Annotated in this window: 14 protein-coding genes; 13 read left to right on the plus strand and 1 reads right to left on the minus strand. The window is 61.9% G+C overall.

Annotated features, from left to right (window positions below):
* Positions 1 to 3: 3 nt before the first annotated feature.
* From ACSQ2W_RS12460 to ACSQ2W_RS12470, 3 genes are read left to right on the plus strand one after another with little or no spacing between them, the layout of a single operon-like run.
* Positions 4 to 1,617 carry an acyl CoA:acetate/3-ketoacid CoA transferase gene (locus ACSQ2W_RS12460; RefSeq protein ID WP_436086513.1) on the plus strand — a complete coding sequence of 538 codons (1,614 nt, stop codon included), beginning with the start codon at positions 4 to 6 and terminating at the stop codon, positions 1,615 to 1,617.
* Positions 1,610 to 2,389 carry an enoyl-CoA hydratase/isomerase family protein gene (locus ACSQ2W_RS12465; RefSeq protein WP_436086514.1) on the plus strand — a complete coding sequence of 260 codons (780 nt, stop codon included), beginning with the start codon at positions 1,610 to 1,612 and terminating at the stop codon, positions 2,387 to 2,389. The genes ACSQ2W_RS12460 and ACSQ2W_RS12465 overlap by 8 nt, the downstream gene beginning before the upstream one ends.
* Complete coding sequence (locus ACSQ2W_RS12470; protein ID WP_436086515.1) at positions 2,389 to 3,900, plus strand: aldehyde dehydrogenase family protein; 1,512 nt, start codon at positions 2,389 to 2,391, stop codon at positions 3,898 to 3,900. Before ACSQ2W_RS12465 ends, ACSQ2W_RS12470 begins: the two co-directional genes overlap by 1 nt.
* Positions 3,901 to 4,231: 331 nt before the next feature.
* Here the strand turns inward: ACSQ2W_RS12470 and ACSQ2W_RS12475 are convergent, their stop codons facing one another.
* Positions 4,232 to 5,281: a LacI family transcriptional regulator gene (locus ACSQ2W_RS12475; protein ID WP_436086516.1), complete on the minus strand. Its 1,050-nt coding sequence runs from the start codon at positions 5,279 to 5,281 to the stop codon at positions 4,232 to 4,234.
* Positions 5,282 to 5,614: 333 nt separating this feature from the next.
* Between ACSQ2W_RS12475 and ACSQ2W_RS12480 the strand changes: the two genes are divergently transcribed.
* The 10 genes from ACSQ2W_RS12480 (at position 5,615) to ACSQ2W_RS12525 (ending at position 16,919) form a co-directional block, all read left to right on the plus strand.
* The gene (locus ACSQ2W_RS12480; protein WP_436086517.1) at positions 5,615 to 6,871 is read left to right on the plus strand and encodes an ABC transporter substrate-binding protein; all 1,257 of its coding nucleotides are present in this window, start codon (positions 5,615 to 5,617) and stop codon (positions 6,869 to 6,871) included.
* Between the two features lie 242 nt (positions 6,872 to 7,113).
* A complete protein-coding gene (locus ACSQ2W_RS12485) occupies positions 7,114 to 7,995 on the plus strand; it encodes a carbohydrate ABC transporter permease (RefSeq protein ID WP_436086518.1) in 882 nt (293 codons plus the stop codon).
* The gene (locus tag ACSQ2W_RS12490) at positions 7,992 to 8,873 is read left to right on the plus strand and encodes a carbohydrate ABC transporter permease (RefSeq protein WP_436086519.1); all 882 of its coding nucleotides are present in this window, start codon (positions 7,992 to 7,994) and stop codon (positions 8,871 to 8,873) included. Before ACSQ2W_RS12485 ends, ACSQ2W_RS12490 begins: the two co-directional genes overlap by 4 nt.
* A 4-nt stretch (positions 8,874 to 8,877) precedes the next feature.
* On the plus strand, positions 8,878 to 9,990 hold the full coding sequence (locus tag ACSQ2W_RS12495) for an ABC transporter ATP-binding protein (protein ID WP_436086520.1): 1,113 nt from the start codon (positions 8,878 to 8,880) through the stop codon (positions 9,988 to 9,990).
* An 8-nt stretch (positions 9,991 to 9,998) separates the two neighbouring features.
* A complete protein-coding gene (locus ACSQ2W_RS12500; RefSeq protein WP_436086521.1) occupies positions 9,999 to 11,507 on the plus strand; it encodes a GMC oxidoreductase in 1,509 nt (502 codons plus the stop codon).
* Positions 11,504 to 12,271: a 3-ketoacyl-ACP reductase gene (locus ACSQ2W_RS12505; RefSeq protein WP_436086522.1), complete on the plus strand. Its 768-nt coding sequence runs from the start codon at positions 11,504 to 11,506 to the stop codon at positions 12,269 to 12,271. The genes ACSQ2W_RS12500 and ACSQ2W_RS12505 overlap by 4 nt, the downstream gene beginning before the upstream one ends.
* A gap of 143 nt (positions 12,272 to 12,414) precedes the next feature.
* A complete protein-coding gene (locus ACSQ2W_RS12510; protein WP_436086523.1) occupies positions 12,415 to 14,070 on the plus strand; it encodes a GMC family oxidoreductase in 1,656 nt (551 codons plus the stop codon).
* 9 nt (positions 14,071 to 14,079) lie between these two features.
* Positions 14,080 to 14,394, plus strand: coding sequence for a Dabb family protein (locus tag ACSQ2W_RS12515; protein WP_436086524.1), 315 nt, complete (start codon positions 14,080 to 14,082; stop codon positions 14,392 to 14,394).
* Positions 14,395 to 14,400: 6 nt separating this feature from the next.
* Positions 14,401 to 15,669, plus strand: coding sequence for a glycerate kinase type-2 family protein (locus ACSQ2W_RS12520; protein WP_436086525.1), 1,269 nt, complete (start codon positions 14,401 to 14,403; stop codon positions 15,667 to 15,669).
* Positions 15,670 to 16,001: 332 nt separating this feature from the next.
* Positions 16,002 to 16,919 carry a transglutaminase-like domain-containing protein gene (locus ACSQ2W_RS12525; protein WP_436086526.1) on the plus strand — a complete coding sequence of 306 codons (918 nt, stop codon included), beginning with the start codon at positions 16,002 to 16,004 and terminating at the stop codon, positions 16,917 to 16,919.
* The last annotated feature ends 140 nt before the right edge of the window (positions 16,920 to 17,059 follow it).

Raw genomic sequence — 17,059 nt, forward strand, 5'->3', positions numbered from 1 at the left:
CTGATGAGCAAGCATATCACCCCGGCGGAGGCCGCTTCCCTGATCCCGGACGGCGCGATCGTGTCGGTGTCGTCGTCGAGCGGGCTCGGTTGCCCCGACCTGATGCTGAAAGCGATCGGCGAGCACTTCGATGCGACCGGCCATCCGCGCGACCTGACGACGCTGCACCCGATCGCCGCCGGCGACATGAGCGGCATCAAGGGTGTCGACCACATCGCCAGAAAGGGCCTCTTGAAGAAGATCATCGGCGGTTCCTATCCCTCCGGTCCATCGACGGCCGAGCCGCCGTTGATCTGGCAGATGATCGGCAATGACGAGGTCGCGGCCTACAACATTCCCTCCGGCGTGTTGTTCGACATGCATCGGGAGGCGGCGGCCAAGCGGCCGGGCGTGCTGACCAAGATCGGCCTCGATACCTTCGTCGACCCGTCGCGCCAGGGCTGCGCAATGAATGCGTCCGCCGCGGCCGAGCCGCTGGTGAAAAAGATCGAATTCGAAGGCGAGGACTGGCTCTATTTCAAGGCGATCGTGCCGCAGGTGGCAATCATCCGCGCCACGACGGCGGACGAGCGTGGCAACCTCACCTATGAGCACGAAGGTGCCACTCTCGGCGGCCTCGATCAGGCATTGGCAGCCCGCAACAATGGCGGCATCGTCATTGCGCAGGTCAAGCGCATCACCAAGTCCGGTTCACTGAAGCCGCATGACGTGCGCGTGCCCGGCATGCTGGTGGATTATGTCGTCGTCGATCCCGATCAGAAGCAGACGACGCTGACGGAATACGACCCGGCCATATCAGGCGAAATCTTCCGGCCGCTCGACACGTTCCGTGTGCCGGAGTTCAACATCCAGAAGGTCATCGCCCGCCGTGTGGCGCAGGAGCTTCAGGGCGGAAGCTGCGTCAATCTCGGCTTCGGCATCTCGGCCAACGTGCCGCGCATTCTGCTCGAAGAAGGCTTGCACGGGTCGGTCACCTGGGTGATCGAGCAGGGCGCTGTCGGCGGCGTGCCGTTGCTCGATTTTGCTTTCGGCTGCGCCTCGAACGCCGATGCCTTCATGCCGTCGCCCTACCAGTTCACATACTTCCAGGGGGCAGGCTTCGATGCCTCGCTCTTGTCCTTCCTCGAAATCGGCAGGGACGGCTCGGTCAATGTCTCGAAACTCTCCTTCCGGCCGCATGTGACGGCGGGCGCCGGCGGCTTCGTCGATATCACGGCGCGGGCGAGGAAGATCGTTTTCTCGGGCATGTTCAATGCCGGGGCGAAACTTTCCATGGCCGACAGCAAGCTGGTGATCGAGAAGGAAGGCAAGCTGAAGAAACTCGTTAACGAGGTCGAGCATGTGACTTTCTCCGGCCGCCGCGCCGTCAGCCAAGGTCAGGACATCACCTATGTCACCGAGCGCTGTGTGATGAAGCTGACACCGGAAGGCATCATGCTCACCGAGATCGCGCCGGGCGTCGACCTGCAGACGCATATTCTCGACCAGTCGGAGTTTCCGCTCCGCGTGTCCGACCGGTTGACGGTGATGGATGAGGCGCTGTTCCATGCGGCGCCGATCGGTCTGATACTGCCGCAAAAGCCGGTGCTGACCCTGGAAGGAGCGTCGCATGGCTGATGCTCGGATCAAGATCGAGATCGAAGATGCGATCGCTGTCCTCACCGTGGCGCGGCCGGAAAAGTTGAATGCCTTCGACATCGAGATGCTGAAAGCGCTCTCGGCCGCCTGCGATACGGTCGAGGCTGACGCCAAGGTGCGGGTCGTTATCCTGACCGGCGAGGGCAAGGCCTTTTCCGCCGGTGGCGACATCAAGGCCTGGGGGGCGATGAGCCCCAATGAATTCGGTCATCAATGGGTGCGCTTCGGCCACCGGGTGTTCGAGCGGCTGGCGACGCTGCGCATGCCGGTGATCGCCGCGATGAACGGCCACGCGCTCGGCGGCGGGCTGGAACTGGCGGCGGCTGCGGACATCCGCATCGCGGAAGCGCAGATCAGGATCGGGTTGCCGGAAACGGGCCTCGGCATGGTACCGGGCTGGTCGGGCACGCAGCGTCTCGTCAAACGGTTTGGCGCGCAACTCGTGCGCCGCATGGTGCTCGGCGGCGAGATGTTTGCGGCCAAGGAGGCGAGGGAGCTTGGGCTGGTCGACGCTGTGGCGGAGACCGGCACGGTGCTGGAGGCGGCGAAAGACTACGCCGGCCGCATTGCCAAGCGCGGCCCGCCGGCACTGGAGATCTGCAAGCTGATGATTGCTTCGGCCAACGGCGAGGACAACGGCACGGCCGTCGAGGCGCTGGGCTCGATGCTTGCCGCCAAGACCGGCGACATGAAGGAGGGCGTTGCGGCTTTCGCCGGAAAACGCCCCGCGGAATTCAAGGGAGAATGGTAATGACGGTTCTGGTGAAGCCCAAGGCGCTAGCCGACGCGAAGGTGCGCGAATTCCGGATGCTGATCGACGGCAAATGGGTGAACGCGGCCGATGGCAGGACGCTGGAGCGTGTAGCTCCCGGCCACGGCGTCACCGTCAGCCGCTATCCGGCCGCCACGAAAGCGGATGCCGAACGGGCGATTGCCGCTGCGCGCAAAGCCTTTGACGATGGGCCGTGGCCGCGCATGACCGCATCCGAGCGCTCGCTGATCCTGCTCAAGGCGGCAGACATGATCGCGGCGCGGGCCGATGAACTCGCCTATCTCGACTGCATAGAATCCGGCAAGCCGATCAGCCAGGCCAAGGGTGAACTCGGCGGCGCGGCGGACATTTGGCGCTATGCAGCCGCTCTTGCCCGCGACCTGCATGGCGAGAGCTATAACACGCTCGGCGACGGCACGCTCGGTGTCGTCCTGCGCGAAGCGATCGGCGTCGTCTCGATCATCACGCCGTGGAATTTCCCCTTCCTGATCGTCAGCCAAAAGCTGCCATTTGCCTTAGCGGCCGGTTGCACCACGGTGGTCAAACCGTCCGAACTGACATCGGGGTCTACTTTGGTTCTCGGCGAAATCCTCGAGGCCGCCGGTGTTCCGGCAGGCGTCGTCAACATCATCACCGGCACCGGCCCGGATGTCGGCGCAGTGATCACCAGCCATCCGGACGTCGACATGGTCTCCTTCACCGGCTCGACCGGCATCGGCAAGCTGACGATGAGCAATGCGGCGCAGACGTTGAAGAAAGTCTCGCTGGAACTTGGCGGCAAAAACCCGCAGATCGTCTTTCCGGACGCCAATCTCGACGATTTCATCGACGCTGCGGTGTTCGGCGCTTACTTCAATGCCGGCGAGTGCTGCAACGCAGGTTCCCGGCTGATCGTTCATCGCGAGATCGTAGATGAGGTCACGCGCCGGGTTGCCGAGCTTTCGGCCAAGGTCAAGGTCGGCGATCCGCTCGATCCCTCGACGCAGGTCGGTGCCATCATCACGCCGCAGCATCTGGAAAAGATCGTCGGTTATGTCTCTGCCGCCTCCGGCAATGGCGCGACCGTGTCGCACGGCGGCGCGGCGCTCGATCTCGGCTCCGGCCAGTTCATGTCGCCGACCATTCTGTCTGCCGTGACGCCCGACATGGCGGTGGCGCGTGAAGAAGTCTTCGGGCCGGTGCTTTCGGTTCTGAGTTTCGAGACGACCGAGGAAGCGATCCAGATCGCCAATTCCATTGATTATGGCCTCTCGGCCGGCGTCTGGAGCCGCGATTTCGATACTTGCCTCACCGTAGGCCGCAAGGTGCGGGCCGGAACAGTCTGGATGAACACCTTCATGGACGGCGCCTCCGAACTGCCGTTCGGCGGCTACAGGCAGTCAGGCCTTGGCCGCGAACTCGGCCGCCATGCGGTGGAAGACTATACCGAGACCAAGACGCTCAACATGCATATCGGCGGCCGCACCGGCTGGTGGATGCCGCGTCCATAGCGCGATTTAAACTAGGTAGCCGAGAGGAAAGGAGGGCGTGATGGGACTGAATTCGAATTTGGAGCGGGGCGGTGCCTCAGTCTCTTTCACAAATTTGCTCCGGTTCGGGGACGCTTCCCCCCCTCTGTCACTTCGTGACATCTCCCCCTCAAGGGGGGAGATCATCCTTTTCCCTTATGGCGACAAGGGTTTCGGTCAGACTGCCGACAGAGCCAGCGGCCGATCCCCCCCCTTGAGGGGGAGATGTGGGCCCCCGGGTCTTGCCTTCGGCAAGCCCGAGGACAGGCTCAGCCGACAGAGGGGGGTAAGTTCGATACTCGGCAACTCAGGATCAACTTTCCGGCGCCGGAAAGTTGATCTGCGGCTTGAGCAGCACCTGCATATCGGTCGTTTCGTCGCCGGCGATCCGCGCCAGAAGAATTCGTCCCATCTGCTCGCCGGTATCCGTCAGGTCTTCGTAGATGGTCTCGACCTTTGGCTGGATGTTGACCAGCAGTTTCGAAGTCTGCTTGGCAACGATGTCGTATTCGACGCCAAGTGTCAGGCCATGGTCGCTCATGCCGGTGATGGTCGCAAGCGCGGAAACTTCGCCGCCGCAGGCAAAACCGTCGGGGGCATCGGGCTCGCCGGCACGGCGGCTGATATAGTCGCGGATCTGGTCGACGGGACAGTCGAGGTCGATTTCGGTCGGGATTTCGTAGGCCACGCCCGCCTCGCGAACGGCGGTCATGAACCCGTGCAGCAGGTGCTGCGCGAAGGTCATGCGCTTCGGCGGCAGGATGATCATCGGTTTGCGGCGACCGCGGGCGATCAGCCGTCTTGTCGCCTCGTAGGCGAACGAGAAATTGTCGTAATCGACGTAAGGATGCGGCGTGGAGAACTCGGTTCGCCCGTGGGTAACGAAGGGAAAGCCGTTTTCGAGCAGAAGGCGCACGCGCGGATCGAAGGGCTCGGTGCGCGAAAAAATCAGGCCGTCCGCCATGCCATTGCGGACGATGTACCTGATGGCGTCGACATTGCTGTCATTGATGAAATTCGGCGTGACGATCAGGTGGTAGGGCGTGTTCTTCAGCGCGGTGGCGAGGCCGAGCATCAGCGACGTGCCGTAGCCGAGGATTTCCGCGTGCGGATCAAGCAGTACGCTAATGACATTGGTTCGGCCAGTCTTCAGGCGCTGGGCGGCGCGATCCGGCAGGTAGCCGATTTCGGCTGCGACCGCGTGAACGCGCTTGCGGGTATCGAGCGAGATCTGCGGTGCATTGCTCAGCGCGCGCGACACGGTCGTCACGGCAAAGCCGGTGATATCAGCAATCGTGCGCAGGGTCGGCTTGCCGCTTTTCCGGATGCTTTCGGAAGGGGCGGATTTGGGAGTGTCAGCCAATGAAATACTCCCCTGAGGCGATGACAGGACGCTTTTGTAACGCGGGACGAACGGATGTGCAACGTCGTTTGTGCAAACGTTTTAAATCATACTTTTCGCTCTTTTTGCTGCAGTGCGGAATCGTGGAGATGGCTTATAAACATCCAAATTCAGTATGTTAAAGCTATTGCCGTGGAGATTGTGAGCAACGCTTGACTTGATGTAGCTTATAACGTTTTAAATGTGCCAGCGGCGGGAGCCGCGACCAATTGCTTCCCGCCTTCGAGACGGGACGGCATTCAACGGCGGGGGAGGAGTTTCCCGCTTTATGACTTGCAAAATGGGAGGAATGCGATGCGCAAGTTTTTGACGATGACGGCAGTGGCAGCGATCATGATGGGCGGCATGGCGGGCGTCAGCGCCGTTCATGCGGCCGAGAGTGTTGAAGTTCTGCATTGGTGGACATCCGGCGGCGAAGCGGCTGCTCTCGACGTCCTGAAGAAGGATCTGGAAAGCAAGGGCATTTCGTGGACCGATATGCCGGTTGCCGGCGGTGGCGGTACGGAAGCCATGACGGTGCTTCGCGCCCGCGTCACCTCGGGCAACGCCCCGACGGCCGTTCAGATGCTCGGCTTCGACATTCTCGACTGGGCCAAGGAAGGCGCGCTCGGCAATCTCGATGAGACCGCCGCCAAGGAAGGCTGGGACAAGGTTATTCCGACCGCCCTGCAGCAGTTCTCCAAATATGACGGTCACTGGATCGCCGCGCCGGTCAACGTCCACTCCACCAACTGGGTATGGATCAACAAGGCAGCGCTTGACAAGGCAGGCGGCAAGGAGCCCCAGAACTGGGACGAACTGATCGCTCTCCTCGATAACTTCAAGGCTCAGGGCATTACCCCTGTGGCGCATGGCGGTCAGCCCTGGCAGGACGCAACGATCTTCGACGCCGTCGTGCTCTCGCTCGGCACCGATTTCTACAAGCAGGCTTTCATCGATCTCGATCCGGCCGCTCTCGGCGGCGACAAGATGAAGGAAGCCTTCGATCGCATGACCAAGCTGCGTTCCTATGTGGACGACAACTTCTCCGGCCGTGACTGGAACCTGGCTTCCGCCATGGTCATCGAGGGCAAGGCCGGCCTGCAGTTCATGGGAGATTGGGCAAAGGGTGAATTCGTGAAGGCCAAGAAGGTGCCGGGCACCGACTTCGTCTGCATGCGCTTCCCGGGCACTCAAGGGTCGGTGACCTTCAACTCCGACCAGTTCGCGATGTTCAAGGTTTCCGAAGACAAGGTGCCGGCCCAGTTGCAGATGGCATCGGCGATTGAAAGCCCGACGTTCCAGTCAGCCTTCAACGTGGTCAAGGGCTCCGTTCCCGCGCGCACCGATGTTCCAGACACGGATTTTGATGCCTGCGGCAAGAAGGGGATCAAGGACCTGGCCGAAGCCAATGCCAGCGGCAAGCTGTTCGGCTCCATGGCCCACGGTCATGCCAACCCGGCCTCGGTGAAGAACGCGATCTACGACGTCGTTACGCGTCAGTTCAACGGTGAACTGTCCTCGGAAGATGCCGTCAAGGAACTGGCAGCGGCCGTCGAAGCCGCCAAATAGGCCTTTGAGCGGGCTTGTGGCCCCTCACCCTAACCCTCTCCCCGCTTGCGGGGAGAGGGGACTTTTCGAGGATGCGGCTTCTACCTTCTCTCCCCGCATGCGGGGAGAAGGTGCCCGACAGGGCGGATGAGGGGCCGTCGCTTTGTTCCAAGGGCTCGAAATGCCCACGGTAGGTTTCAAAACTGTGCGTAATCGATCCGGACCATGAGGGCCGGAGGTATGCGCCAAAGGTGGTGTTCACTATGGATAGCCGCAGCCGGTTGCAGGATATTGTGCCAAAGCTGGTACTCGCTCCAAGCTTCCTTATCGTCCTGATTTTTGTCTATGGCTTCATTGTCTATACCGGCTTCCTGTCGATGACGGACAGCAAGATGCTGCCGTCCTACAATTTCGTCGGCTTGAGCAATTATTCCAAGCTTTGGGCGCTGCCGCACTGGTGGCGGGCGATTTCGAACCTGGCGATCTTCGCAACGCTCTATATCGGCATCTGTTCGGTGCTCGGCCTTGGTCTTGCGATCCTGCTCGACCAGAAAATCCGTGCCGAAGGCCTGCTGCGACCAATCTATCTCTATCCAATGGCGCTGTCCTTCATCGTCACCGGCACCGCGTGGAAATGGTTCCTCGACCCCGGCATCGGGCTTGAGAACACCATGCATCTCTGGGGCTGGGAAAGCTTTGCGTTCAACTGGATCAAGGACCGCAACTACGCGATCTATTGCGTGGTGATCGCTGCCGTCTGGCAGTCCTCGGGCTTCATCATGGCGATGTTCCTCGCCGGCCTGCGCGGCGTCGACAACGAGATCATCAAGGCTGCCCAGATCGACGGTGCTTCTACGGCGACCATTTACCGGCGGATCATCATTCCGCTGATGCGCCCGGTGTTTCTGTCGGCCTTCGTCGTGCTCGCCCACCTCGCCATCAAGGCCTACGATCTGATCATCGCGCTGACCGGCGGCGGGCCGGGGCAGGCGACCGAGCTTCCGGCGACATTCATGTATTCCTATACCTTTACCCGCAACCAGATGGGCATCGGCGCATCCTCGGCGATCATCATGCTGGTGATGATCTTCTCGATCATCATTCCGTACCTCTATTCTGAAATCAGAGGGGAGAAGCGCCAATGAGCGTCCAGAGCCCTGACACCGCCATCTCCAGCGGCCGCCTGATGCGCGCGATCATCTATTCGGTGCTGATCCTGTTTGCGCTCTATTCGCTGCTGCCGCTCTATGTGATGGTGGTCAATTCCTTCAAGCCGCTCGATGAAATCCGTCAGGGCGGCATGCTCAGCATGCCGCAGATCTGGACGATCGAACCCTGGCTGTCCGCCTGGTCGACGGCGCAGATCGGCGTGCAGCCGACCGGCCTTCGCCCGTTCTTCATCAATTCGATCCTGATGGTCGTGCCGGCCGTGGCGATCTCGACCATCGTCGGCGCGCTGAACGGCTATGTGCTGACCAAGTGGCGGTTCCCGGGATCGGGCATTTTCTTCGGCATGCTGCTTCTGTCCTGCTTTATCCCGTTCCAGATCGTGCTCATCCCGATGGCGCGCATCCTCGGTATCCTCGGACTGGCGGGGTCGGTGCCGGGGCTGATCTTCGTGCATGTCATCTACGGTCTCGGCTTCACGACGCTCTATTTCCGCAACTATTACGAGGCTTTCCCGACCGAACTGGTCCGTGCGGCCCAGATCGACGGCGCGAGCTTTTTCCAGATTTTCCGGCGCATCCTGCTGCCATCCTCCGGCCCGATCATCGTCGTCTCCGTCATCTGGCAGTTCACCAACATCTGGAACGACTTCCTCTTCGGTGCATCCTTCTCCGGCGCCCATTCGACGCCGATGACGGTCGCGCTCAACAATCTCGTTTCCTCCTCCACGGGGGTCAAGGAATACAATGTCCACTTCGCAGGGGCGATCCTCGCCGCCCTGCCAACGCTTGCCGTCTACATCGTCTCGGGCCGCTACTTCGTCCGCGGCCTGATGTCCGGCGCCGTGAAGGGTTAAGACCATGTCGTTTCTGAAAATCACCGATCTGCGCAAGTCCTACGGCTCGCTGGAAATCCTCAAGAACATCAATCTCGAGATCGAGGAGGGCGGCTTCCTGGTGCTCGTCGGTCCCTCCGGCTGCGGAAAATCGACGCTGCTCAACACGATCGCCGGTCTGGAGCCGATCACCTCGGGCGAGATTTCGATCAACGGCAGGTCAGTGGCGGGTCTGCATCCGTCCAAGCGCGATATCGCGATGGTGTTCCAGTCCTATGCGCTCTATCCGAACATGACGGTGGCCGGAAACATCGCCTTCGGCATGGAAATCCGCGGCGTGCCGAAGGAAGAGCGCGAAAAGGCCATCCATCAAGTCGCCGACATGCTGCAGATCGGCCATCTCTTGGAGCGCAAGCCGAGCCAGCTTTCCGGTGGTCAGCGCCAGCGCGTCGCCATGGGCCGGGCTCTGGTGCGCAATCCGCAGGTCTTCCTGTTCGACGAACCGCTGTCCAACCTCGATGCCAAACTCCGCGTCGACATGCGCACCGAGATCAAGCGCCTGCACCAGCGCATGAAGACGACGATCGTCTACGTCACGCACGACCAGATCGAGGCGATGACGCTGGCGACGAAGATCGCCGTCCTGAAGGACGGCGTGCTGCAGCAGTTCGGTACCCCGGCGGAGATCTACAACAATCCGGCCAATCTGTTCGTTGCCGATTTCATGGGCTCGCCGGCGATGAACCTCTTGAGCGCCACCGTCGAAGGCGGTGGTAACGACCTGCGGGTGTCCCTGGAGCGCCCGGATGCGGAGCCGCTGCATTTGCCGGTGACGCAGGCCAATGGCCTTTCCGCCTATGCCGGAAAGCAGATCGTCTTCGGAATCCGGCCGGAAGCCTTGACCGATCCGGATGGCGCCGATCGCAATGCCCGCTCGCTGGTCGAAGGTGAGTGCCTCATCGAAGTGGTTGAACCGGCCGGCTCCGATACGTTTGCCGTGACGAAGCTCGGGGGCAAGGAAGTGGTCGCACGCCTGCGCGCCGACGCGCGTATCGCCCCCGGACAACACACAAGGCTTGCCTTCAACCTGGACAAGGCGGTGTATTTCGATCCGCAAAGCCAGCAGCGCATCGGCTGAGCCTGGTCATGGTGAAGCAGCCCGATATCATCATCATCGGCTCCGGCATCGGCGGGGCGACGATCGCGTCTGCCCTTGCGGGTTCCGGCGCCGACATCCTGATCCTGGAGGCCGGCGGCCATATCGAAGACCGGCCGGAAAACCGCGACCAGCGGGCGATCTTCCAGCGCGGCCATTTCCGGCCGAAGGAACTCTGGTACGAGACCGATGGTACCGGCTTCAATCCCGGCAACTACTACAATGTCGGCGGCAATTCGAAATTCTTCGGTGCCGTGCTGGTGCGCTACCGCCGCGAGGACTTCGCCGAGATGCAGCATCTGGAGGGGGTCTCGCCCGCCTGGCCGTTTGCCTATGAAGAGCTGGAGCCCTGGTATAGCCGGGCCGAACAGCTTTATCAGGTGCGCGGAACACTTGGCGAGGACCCGACGGAGCCGCCGCATTCGCAAAGCTATGCCTTTGAGCCGGTTCCGGACGAACCGCCAATCGCATCGGTGCGCGAAAAGCTCAAGCGCAATGGCCTGCATCCTTATTCGCTGCCGCTTGGCGTCGATATCGACAAATGGCTCGCCAAGGCGAAGACGCCGTGGGATGCACATCCCAACAGTTTCGACGGCAAGATGGATGCGGAGACGGCGGCACTGACGGTCGCATTGCAGCATCGGAATGTCCGGTTGCAGACCGGGTCGCGGGTGACGCGGCTGGAAACGGCGCCGGACGGCAAGCGGATCGAGACCGTTCGCTATATCAGGGATGGCGTGGAGCAGACGGTATCGCCGAAGCTGGTCATCCTGTCGGCGGGTGCGGTGCAGTCGGCGGCGCTCTTGCTGCGCTCGGCCAATGCTGTTCATCCGAAGGGGCTCGCCAACAGCTCGGATCAGGTCGGCCGCAACTTCATGAATCACAATTCGAGCGCGGTGATCGGGGTTTCGCCGTTCTACAGGAACGATTCGATCTATCAGAAGACCTTCGGCTTCAACGACTACTACCTCTCGGACGGCGAGGGCGGTCCGCCGCTTGGCAACGTGCAGCTTCTCGGGCGGATTTCCGGCCCGATCCTGAAGGCGAGCATGCCGTCGGTGCCGGAATGGCTGCTCGGTCAGATCTCCGCCCACGCCATCGACTTCTACGCCATGAGCGAGGATATCCCGCATCCGGAAAGCCGGATCATGGTCGATGGCGAACGTATCGTGCTGCAATGGGTGCGCACCAACTGGCCGGCGCATCTGGTGCTGGTGAAGAAGCTGAAGCAAGCGCTGAAGGCAGCGGGCTTTCCGATCGTGTTGTCCCGGCCGTTCGACAAGCGCACGCCGTCGCATCAGTGCGGCACCATACGCATCGGTAGCGACCCGGCGTCTGCACCGCTTGATGTCTATTGCCGCGCCTTCGATCATCCAAACCTGTTCGTCGTCGACGCGAGTTTCTTGCCAACATCCGCCGCGGTCAATCCGGCCCTGACGGTGGCGGCGCAGGCGCTGCGTGTTGCGGATCATATCGTTTCAAAGGATCTGGCGGCATGACGACACGTCCCGTTGCCATCGTCACCGGCGGGCGCCGCGGCATCGGCCTTGGCATCGCCAAGACGCTTGCGAAAGGCGGCTTCGACATCGCCATCACCGGCATCGGCGAAGCCGATCAGGTCGGTTCTGTGCTGGATGACCTTTCGGCACTTGGCGCAAAGGCGATTTTCCTGCAGGCCGATCTTTCCGATCTCTTAGGGCACCAGGCGACGGTCGATGCCGTTCAGGTGCAACTGGGTCCCATCGCCTGCCTCGTCAACAATGCCGGCATGGCATCAGTGGTGCGTGGCGATTTTCTCGACCTGGCGCCGGCGAATTTCGACACGATCGTCGCTACTAATCTGCGCGGCACGGTGTTTTTCACGCAAGCCGTGGTGAAGGCGATGCTGGCGGCCGGTTCCGGTGCGAAACGCTCGGTGATCAACATTACCTCCGTCTCGGCGACGATGAGTTCGCCGGAGCGGTTGGACTATTGCATGAGCAAGGCGGGGCTGGCTGCGTTTTCGCAAGGGTTGGCCCTACGGCTGGCGGACACCGGCATCTCTGTTTTCGAAGTGCGGCCGGGCATCATCCGCTCCGATATGACTGCTGGAGTTTCGGGAAAATACGATGCGCTGATCGATGGTGGTCTGGTGCCGATGAAGCGCTGGGGTGAGCCGGACGATATCGGCAACATCGTCGCGGCGCTGGCAAGCGGTAGCTTCGGCTTTGCGACGGGGTCGGTGATCAATGCCGATGGCGGGCTGTCGATCGGACGGTTGTGAAATTCACCTCCCCCTTGAGGGGGGAGGTCGCGCGGCACGCGCGGGTGGGGGTGACACTGGAGATCTGAGGATCACCCCACCCCGGAGCTTCGCTCCGACCCTCCCCCTCAAGGGGAGGGTGACAACGATTTGAGGAAGACGACATGACCTACGACTACATCATCACCGGCGGCGGCCCGGCGGGTTGCGTTCTTGCCAACCGGCTGACCGAGGACGTCGATGTCAGGGTGCTGTTGCTCGAAGCGGGCGGCAGCGATTGGAATCCGCTGTTCCACATGCCGGCCGGTTTTGCCAAGATGACCAAGGGCGTGGCGAGCTGGGGTTGGGAGACCGTGCCGCAAAAGCATATGAAGGGTCGGGTGCTGCGTTATACGCAGGCCAAGGTGATCGGCGGCGGCTCCTCGATCAATGCGCAGCTTTATACGCGCGGCAACGCGGTGGACTATGACCTGTGGGCGAGCGAAGACGGCTGCACCGGCTGGGATTACCGCAGCGTGCTGCCATACTACAAGCGCGCCGAGGACAATCAACGCTTTGCCGACGACTACCATTCCTATGGTGGGCCGCTTGGCGTCTCCATGCCCGTTTCCGGCCTGCCGATCTGCGATGCCTATATCCGTGCTGGCCAGGAGCTCGGCATTCCCTACAATCACGATTTCAATGGCAAGCAGCAGGCCGGTATCGGCTTCTATCAGCTGACCCAGCGCAACCGCCGCCGCTCCTCGGCGTCGCTCGCCTATCTCTCGCCGATCAAGGATCGCAAGAACCTGACGGTCAGGCTTGGCGCGCGGGTGAGCCGGATCGTGCTGGAGGGCAAACGCGCTATCGGCGTCGAGATCGCCACGTCGCGCGGTATCGAGTTCATCCGGGCCGAGCGTGAGGTGCTCATCACGTCCGGCGCGATCGGGTCACCGAAACTCCTGCAACAGTCCGGCATCGGCCCGGCCGATCATCTGCGCTCGGTTGGTGTCGAGGTGAAACATGACCTGCCGGGCGTCGGCTCCAACCTGCAGGATCACCTCGATCTCTTCGTCATTTCCGAATGCACCGGCGATCACACCTATGACGGCGTTGCCAAGCTGCACCGCACGCTCTGGGCGGGGCTGCAATATATGCTGTTCCGCTCCGGCCCGGTGGCCTCCTCGCTCTTTGAGACCGGCGGCTTCTGGTACGCCGATCCGAATGCCCGCTCGCCCGATATCCAGTTCCATCTCGGTCTCGGCTCGGGTATAGAAGCGGGGGTGGAGAAGTTGAAGAATGCCGGCGTCACGCTGAACTCCGCCTATCTGCATCCGGGCTCGCGCGGCACCGTGCGGCTGTCGTCTTCCGACCCGGCGGCGGCTCCGTTGATCGATCCGAACTACTGGAGCGATCCGCATGACCGCAAGATGTCGCTGGAGGGTTTGAAGATCGCCCGCGAAATCTTCAACCAAGCGGCGCTGCAACCGTTTATCATGGCCGAGCGCCTGCCGGGGCCGAAAGTCATGACTGACGAGGAACTGTTCGACTACGGCTGCGCCAATGCCAAGACCGATCATCATCCGGTCGGCACATGCAAGATGGGCACCGGTTCTGATGCCGTTGTCGATCTTGAACTGAGAGTGCATGGGCTCGAGGGCTTGCGCGTCTGCGACAGTTCCGTCATGCCGCGCGTTCCCTCTTGCAATACCAATGGGCCAACGATCATGATGGGCGAAAAGGGGGCCGACATCATTCGCAACCGGCAGCCGCTGCCGGCGGCGATCTTCTCCCACGAACGCAACGACCAGCGGCCGCGGGCACGCGCCAACATTCGATAGGGACTTGTCATGATCCGCCATTGTGTTTTCATCCGCTTCAAGGCCAGCCTTGCGGATGCCGAAAGAGCATCGATCCTCTCCGACATCGCGGCGCTGAAGCCGCTTGTTCCCGGATATCTTGCCATCGACATTGGCCCCAACGTCAACCCCGAGGGCCTTGGCAAGGGCTACACCAATGGCTTCATCATCGACTTCAAGGATGCTGCCGCCCGCGGCGCCTATCTGGCTCATCCCGATCACGAGAAGGCTGCTGGCCGGATCGTTGCCGCCACGGAAGGCGGCGTCGATGGTGTCTTCGTCTATGATTTCGACGTTGCAGGCTGATTTTACATGATATCTGAACCCCGCGCCTTTCTGACCAGCCTGTTCGAGGCGGCGGTCAAAGCAGCCGATCCGCTCGCCGCGATCCGCGCCCATCTGCCCGAGAAGCCCAAGGGCCGTACCATCGTCGTCGGAGCCGGCAAGGCGGCAAGCCAGATGGCGGCGGCGTTCGAAAGCCTGTGGGACGGGCCGCTCGAGGGAATTGTCGTCGCACGGCACGGGCCGGTTTCTGCCTGCGAACGCATCCGCATCCTGCAATCGGCGCATCCGGTGCCGGACGAGGCGGGGCTTGCCGGCTCGGCCGAATTGCTGCGGCTGGTCAAAGGGCTGACGCCGGACGATCTTGTCGTGGCGCTGATTTCCGGTGGCGGTTCCTCGCTGCTGCCCGCGCCGCCTGCGGGTCTCACCCTTGACGACGAGATTGCCGTCAACCGCGCACTTCTTGCCTCCGGCGCGCCGATCTCGGCGATGAATGTCGTGCGCAAGCATGTCTCGCGCATCAAGGGCGGCCGGCTGGCTTTCGCGGCGGCACCCGCCAAGGTGGTCAGCCTGATCGTCTCCGACGTGCCCGGCGACAATCCGGCCTTCGTTGCATCAGGTCCAACGATCCCCGATCTGTCGACGCCGGCGGATGCTTTCGCGATTGTCGAGCGATACCGGATGGAACTGCCCGAAGCCGTGATGCGTCACCTGACATCATCCGAAGCTGCGGCGCCGCCGCCGGACAACGCGGTTTTCGCCCGTCACGAGCGTCATGTCATTGCCTCTGCCAGCGTTTCGCTGGAGGCGGCGGCTGCCAGGGCGCGGCAGCAGGGCATTGAGGCGGTGATCCTTTCCGATGCCATCGAAGGGGAGGCTGCCGATATCGGCCGCATGCATGCGGCGATCGCGCGCGAAACGGCCTGGCGCAACCGGCCATTTCAGAAGCCTGTCGTCATCCTGTCCGGTGGTGAGACGACCGTGACGATCTCCGGCAACAATTATGGCAAGGGCGGACGCAACAGCGAATTCCTGCTCTCCTTTGCTCTTGATATCGATGGCGCAGACGGCATTCATGCGCTGGCTGCCGATACGGATGGTATCGATGGTTCCGAGGACAATGCCGGCGCCTTTGCCGATGGTGCCACGGTCGCCCGCATGCGCGCCGCGGGCACCGATCCGCGCGGCCATCTGGCTCGTCACGACGCCTGGAGCGCCTTTGACGCAAGTGGCGATCTGTTCGTTCCGGGGCCGACAGGAACGAATGTCAACGACTTCCGGGCGCTGCTGGTCGTCTGATTTCGTTGACGCCATCGCGTGCGCGCCGGTGCCCGGCATCCACGGGTAGGTTGCCAGATAATGCCGATGGTTCTAGTATCGCCGGTGGCGCCTGCCTCGCGGTGGCGCCCAAACGACCCTCTCGTCAGTCATCAGGGGGCGCTGACAGCGGCGGTATCCCCGCCTTCTCCTCGAAAGCTCGATCCTACACGGCGCCGGGACGAGTGTTAAATACATGCGCCGTTACGGTATGCGCCTTGTGTCGGAGGCCCGATCGGCTTCCTATTTCCAGACCTGAAACCGGAACTAGGATGCGGGAAACCCCGTTTCCGCTTGGTTGGTGGAGCTAGGGCATGTTCATACGGTTCGGATACGAGATCGGCATCAGCTGCGATCAGCCGACGCCGATGATGACCTATCTTTCCGTTGATCGCAGCAGGCGGTCCGACATCATCAGCGAGCGCGGCCCGAGTTCCAATCCGGCGGTGAAAATCGGCGAGGTTACTGATCCGCATGGCAATGTCTGCATGCGCATGGTGGTACCGGTAGGCGGGCTGCATTTGAGCTACGACGCCGTCGTCAGGGATAGCGGCCGCCCCGACCGCGTCAATCTCGACGCAAAGGCTGTGCCGGTCGAACAACTGCCCGCCGTCTGCCTGCCCTATCTTTCGGCCAGCCGCTATTGCGAAACCGACCGTTTTGCTGCGCTCGCCTGGCGCCTGTTCGGTGATATCGAACCCGGTTGGCAGCGTGTGAAAGCGATCTGCGACTACGTGCATGATCGACTGATCTTCAGTTACGGATATGCACCAGCCTTGCGGACCGCGATGGAGGCACATGAGGAGCGGGCAGGGGTCTGCCGGGATTACGCCCATCTGGCCGTCACCCTCTGCCGCTGCATGAACATGCCCGCCCGCTACGTCAACGGCTATATGGGTGACATCGGCGTTGCCGGTGACCCGGCACCGATGGATTTCAATGCCTGGTTCGAAGTCTATCTTCAGGACCGGTGGTACACGTTCGATGCCCGCCACAATATTCCGCGCATCGGCCGCATCGCTGTTGCGCGCGGCCGCGACGCCGCCGACATTCCGCTGATCCAGACCTTCGGCAAACACGAGCTGACGACCTTCAAGGTATGGACCTTTGCGGAGGAAACCGGTGCGATGTCGGAGCTGCACGGCCAGCCGGATGTTTCATTGCTTAGCCCCTGGTTCAGCGAGCGATGGGTCAGGCACGTTCGGGAAAGAGAACACAGCCGGGAACATTAAGGCGCCTGCCGCGTTTACTGCGACGGCCGATCGCGCAGAGGACGGTTTTTTCCCCTGAGGCGCAAAACAAAGAAAATAATATCTATAAACTCGATGGAAAATATCGGAGAAAGCTAGGGCGCGATACGGTCAGCAGAAGA

The sequence above is a fragment of the Pararhizobium sp. LjRoot255 genome (assembly GCF_964252905.1).
In the GTDB taxonomy this organism is placed as follows: Bacteria; Pseudomonadota; Alphaproteobacteria; order Rhizobiales; family Rhizobiaceae; genus Pararhizobium.

What these genes read in the sequence shown, in the direction of transcription:
- ACSQ2W_RS12515 (WP_436086524.1), top strand. Translation starts at nt 14,080, where the DNA reads ATGATCCGCCATTGTGTTTTCATCCGCTTCAAGGCCAGCCTTGCGGAT.
- ACSQ2W_RS12490 (WP_436086519.1), top strand. Translation starts at nt 7,992, where the DNA reads ATGAGCGTCCAGAGCCCTGACACCGCCATCTCCAGCGGCCGCCTGATG.
- ACSQ2W_RS12470 (WP_436086515.1), top strand. Translation starts at nt 2,389, where the DNA reads ATGACGGTTCTGGTGAAGCCCAAGGCGCTAGCCGACGCGAAGGTGCGC.
- ACSQ2W_RS12485 (WP_436086518.1), top strand. Translation starts at nt 7,114, where the DNA reads ATGGATAGCCGCAGCCGGTTGCAGGATATTGTGCCAAAGCTGGTACTC.
- ACSQ2W_RS12505 (WP_436086522.1), top strand. Translation starts at nt 11,504, where the DNA reads ATGACGACACGTCCCGTTGCCATCGTCACCGGCGGGCGCCGCGGCATC.
- ACSQ2W_RS12465 (WP_436086514.1), top strand. Translation starts at nt 1,610, where the DNA reads ATGGCTGATGCTCGGATCAAGATCGAGATCGAAGATGCGATCGCTGTC.
- ACSQ2W_RS12495 (WP_436086520.1), top strand. Translation starts at nt 8,878, where the DNA reads ATGTCGTTTCTGAAAATCACCGATCTGCGCAAGTCCTACGGCTCGCTG.
- ACSQ2W_RS12525 (WP_436086526.1), top strand. Translation starts at nt 16,002, where the DNA reads ATGTTCATACGGTTCGGATACGAGATCGGCATCAGCTGCGATCAGCCG.
- ACSQ2W_RS12460 (WP_436086513.1), top strand. Translation starts at nt 4, where the DNA reads ATGAGCAAGCATATCACCCCGGCGGAGGCCGCTTCCCTGATCCCGGAC.
- ACSQ2W_RS12510 (WP_436086523.1), top strand. Translation starts at nt 12,415, where the DNA reads ATGACCTACGACTACATCATCACCGGCGGCGGCCCGGCGGGTTGCGTT.
- ACSQ2W_RS12480 (WP_436086517.1), top strand. Translation starts at nt 5,615, where the DNA reads ATGCGCAAGTTTTTGACGATGACGGCAGTGGCAGCGATCATGATGGGC.
- ACSQ2W_RS12520 (WP_436086525.1), top strand. Translation starts at nt 14,401, where the DNA reads ATGATATCTGAACCCCGCGCCTTTCTGACCAGCCTGTTCGAGGCGGCG.
- ACSQ2W_RS12500 (WP_436086521.1), top strand. Translation starts at nt 9,999, where the DNA reads ATGGTGAAGCAGCCCGATATCATCATCATCGGCTCCGGCATCGGCGGG.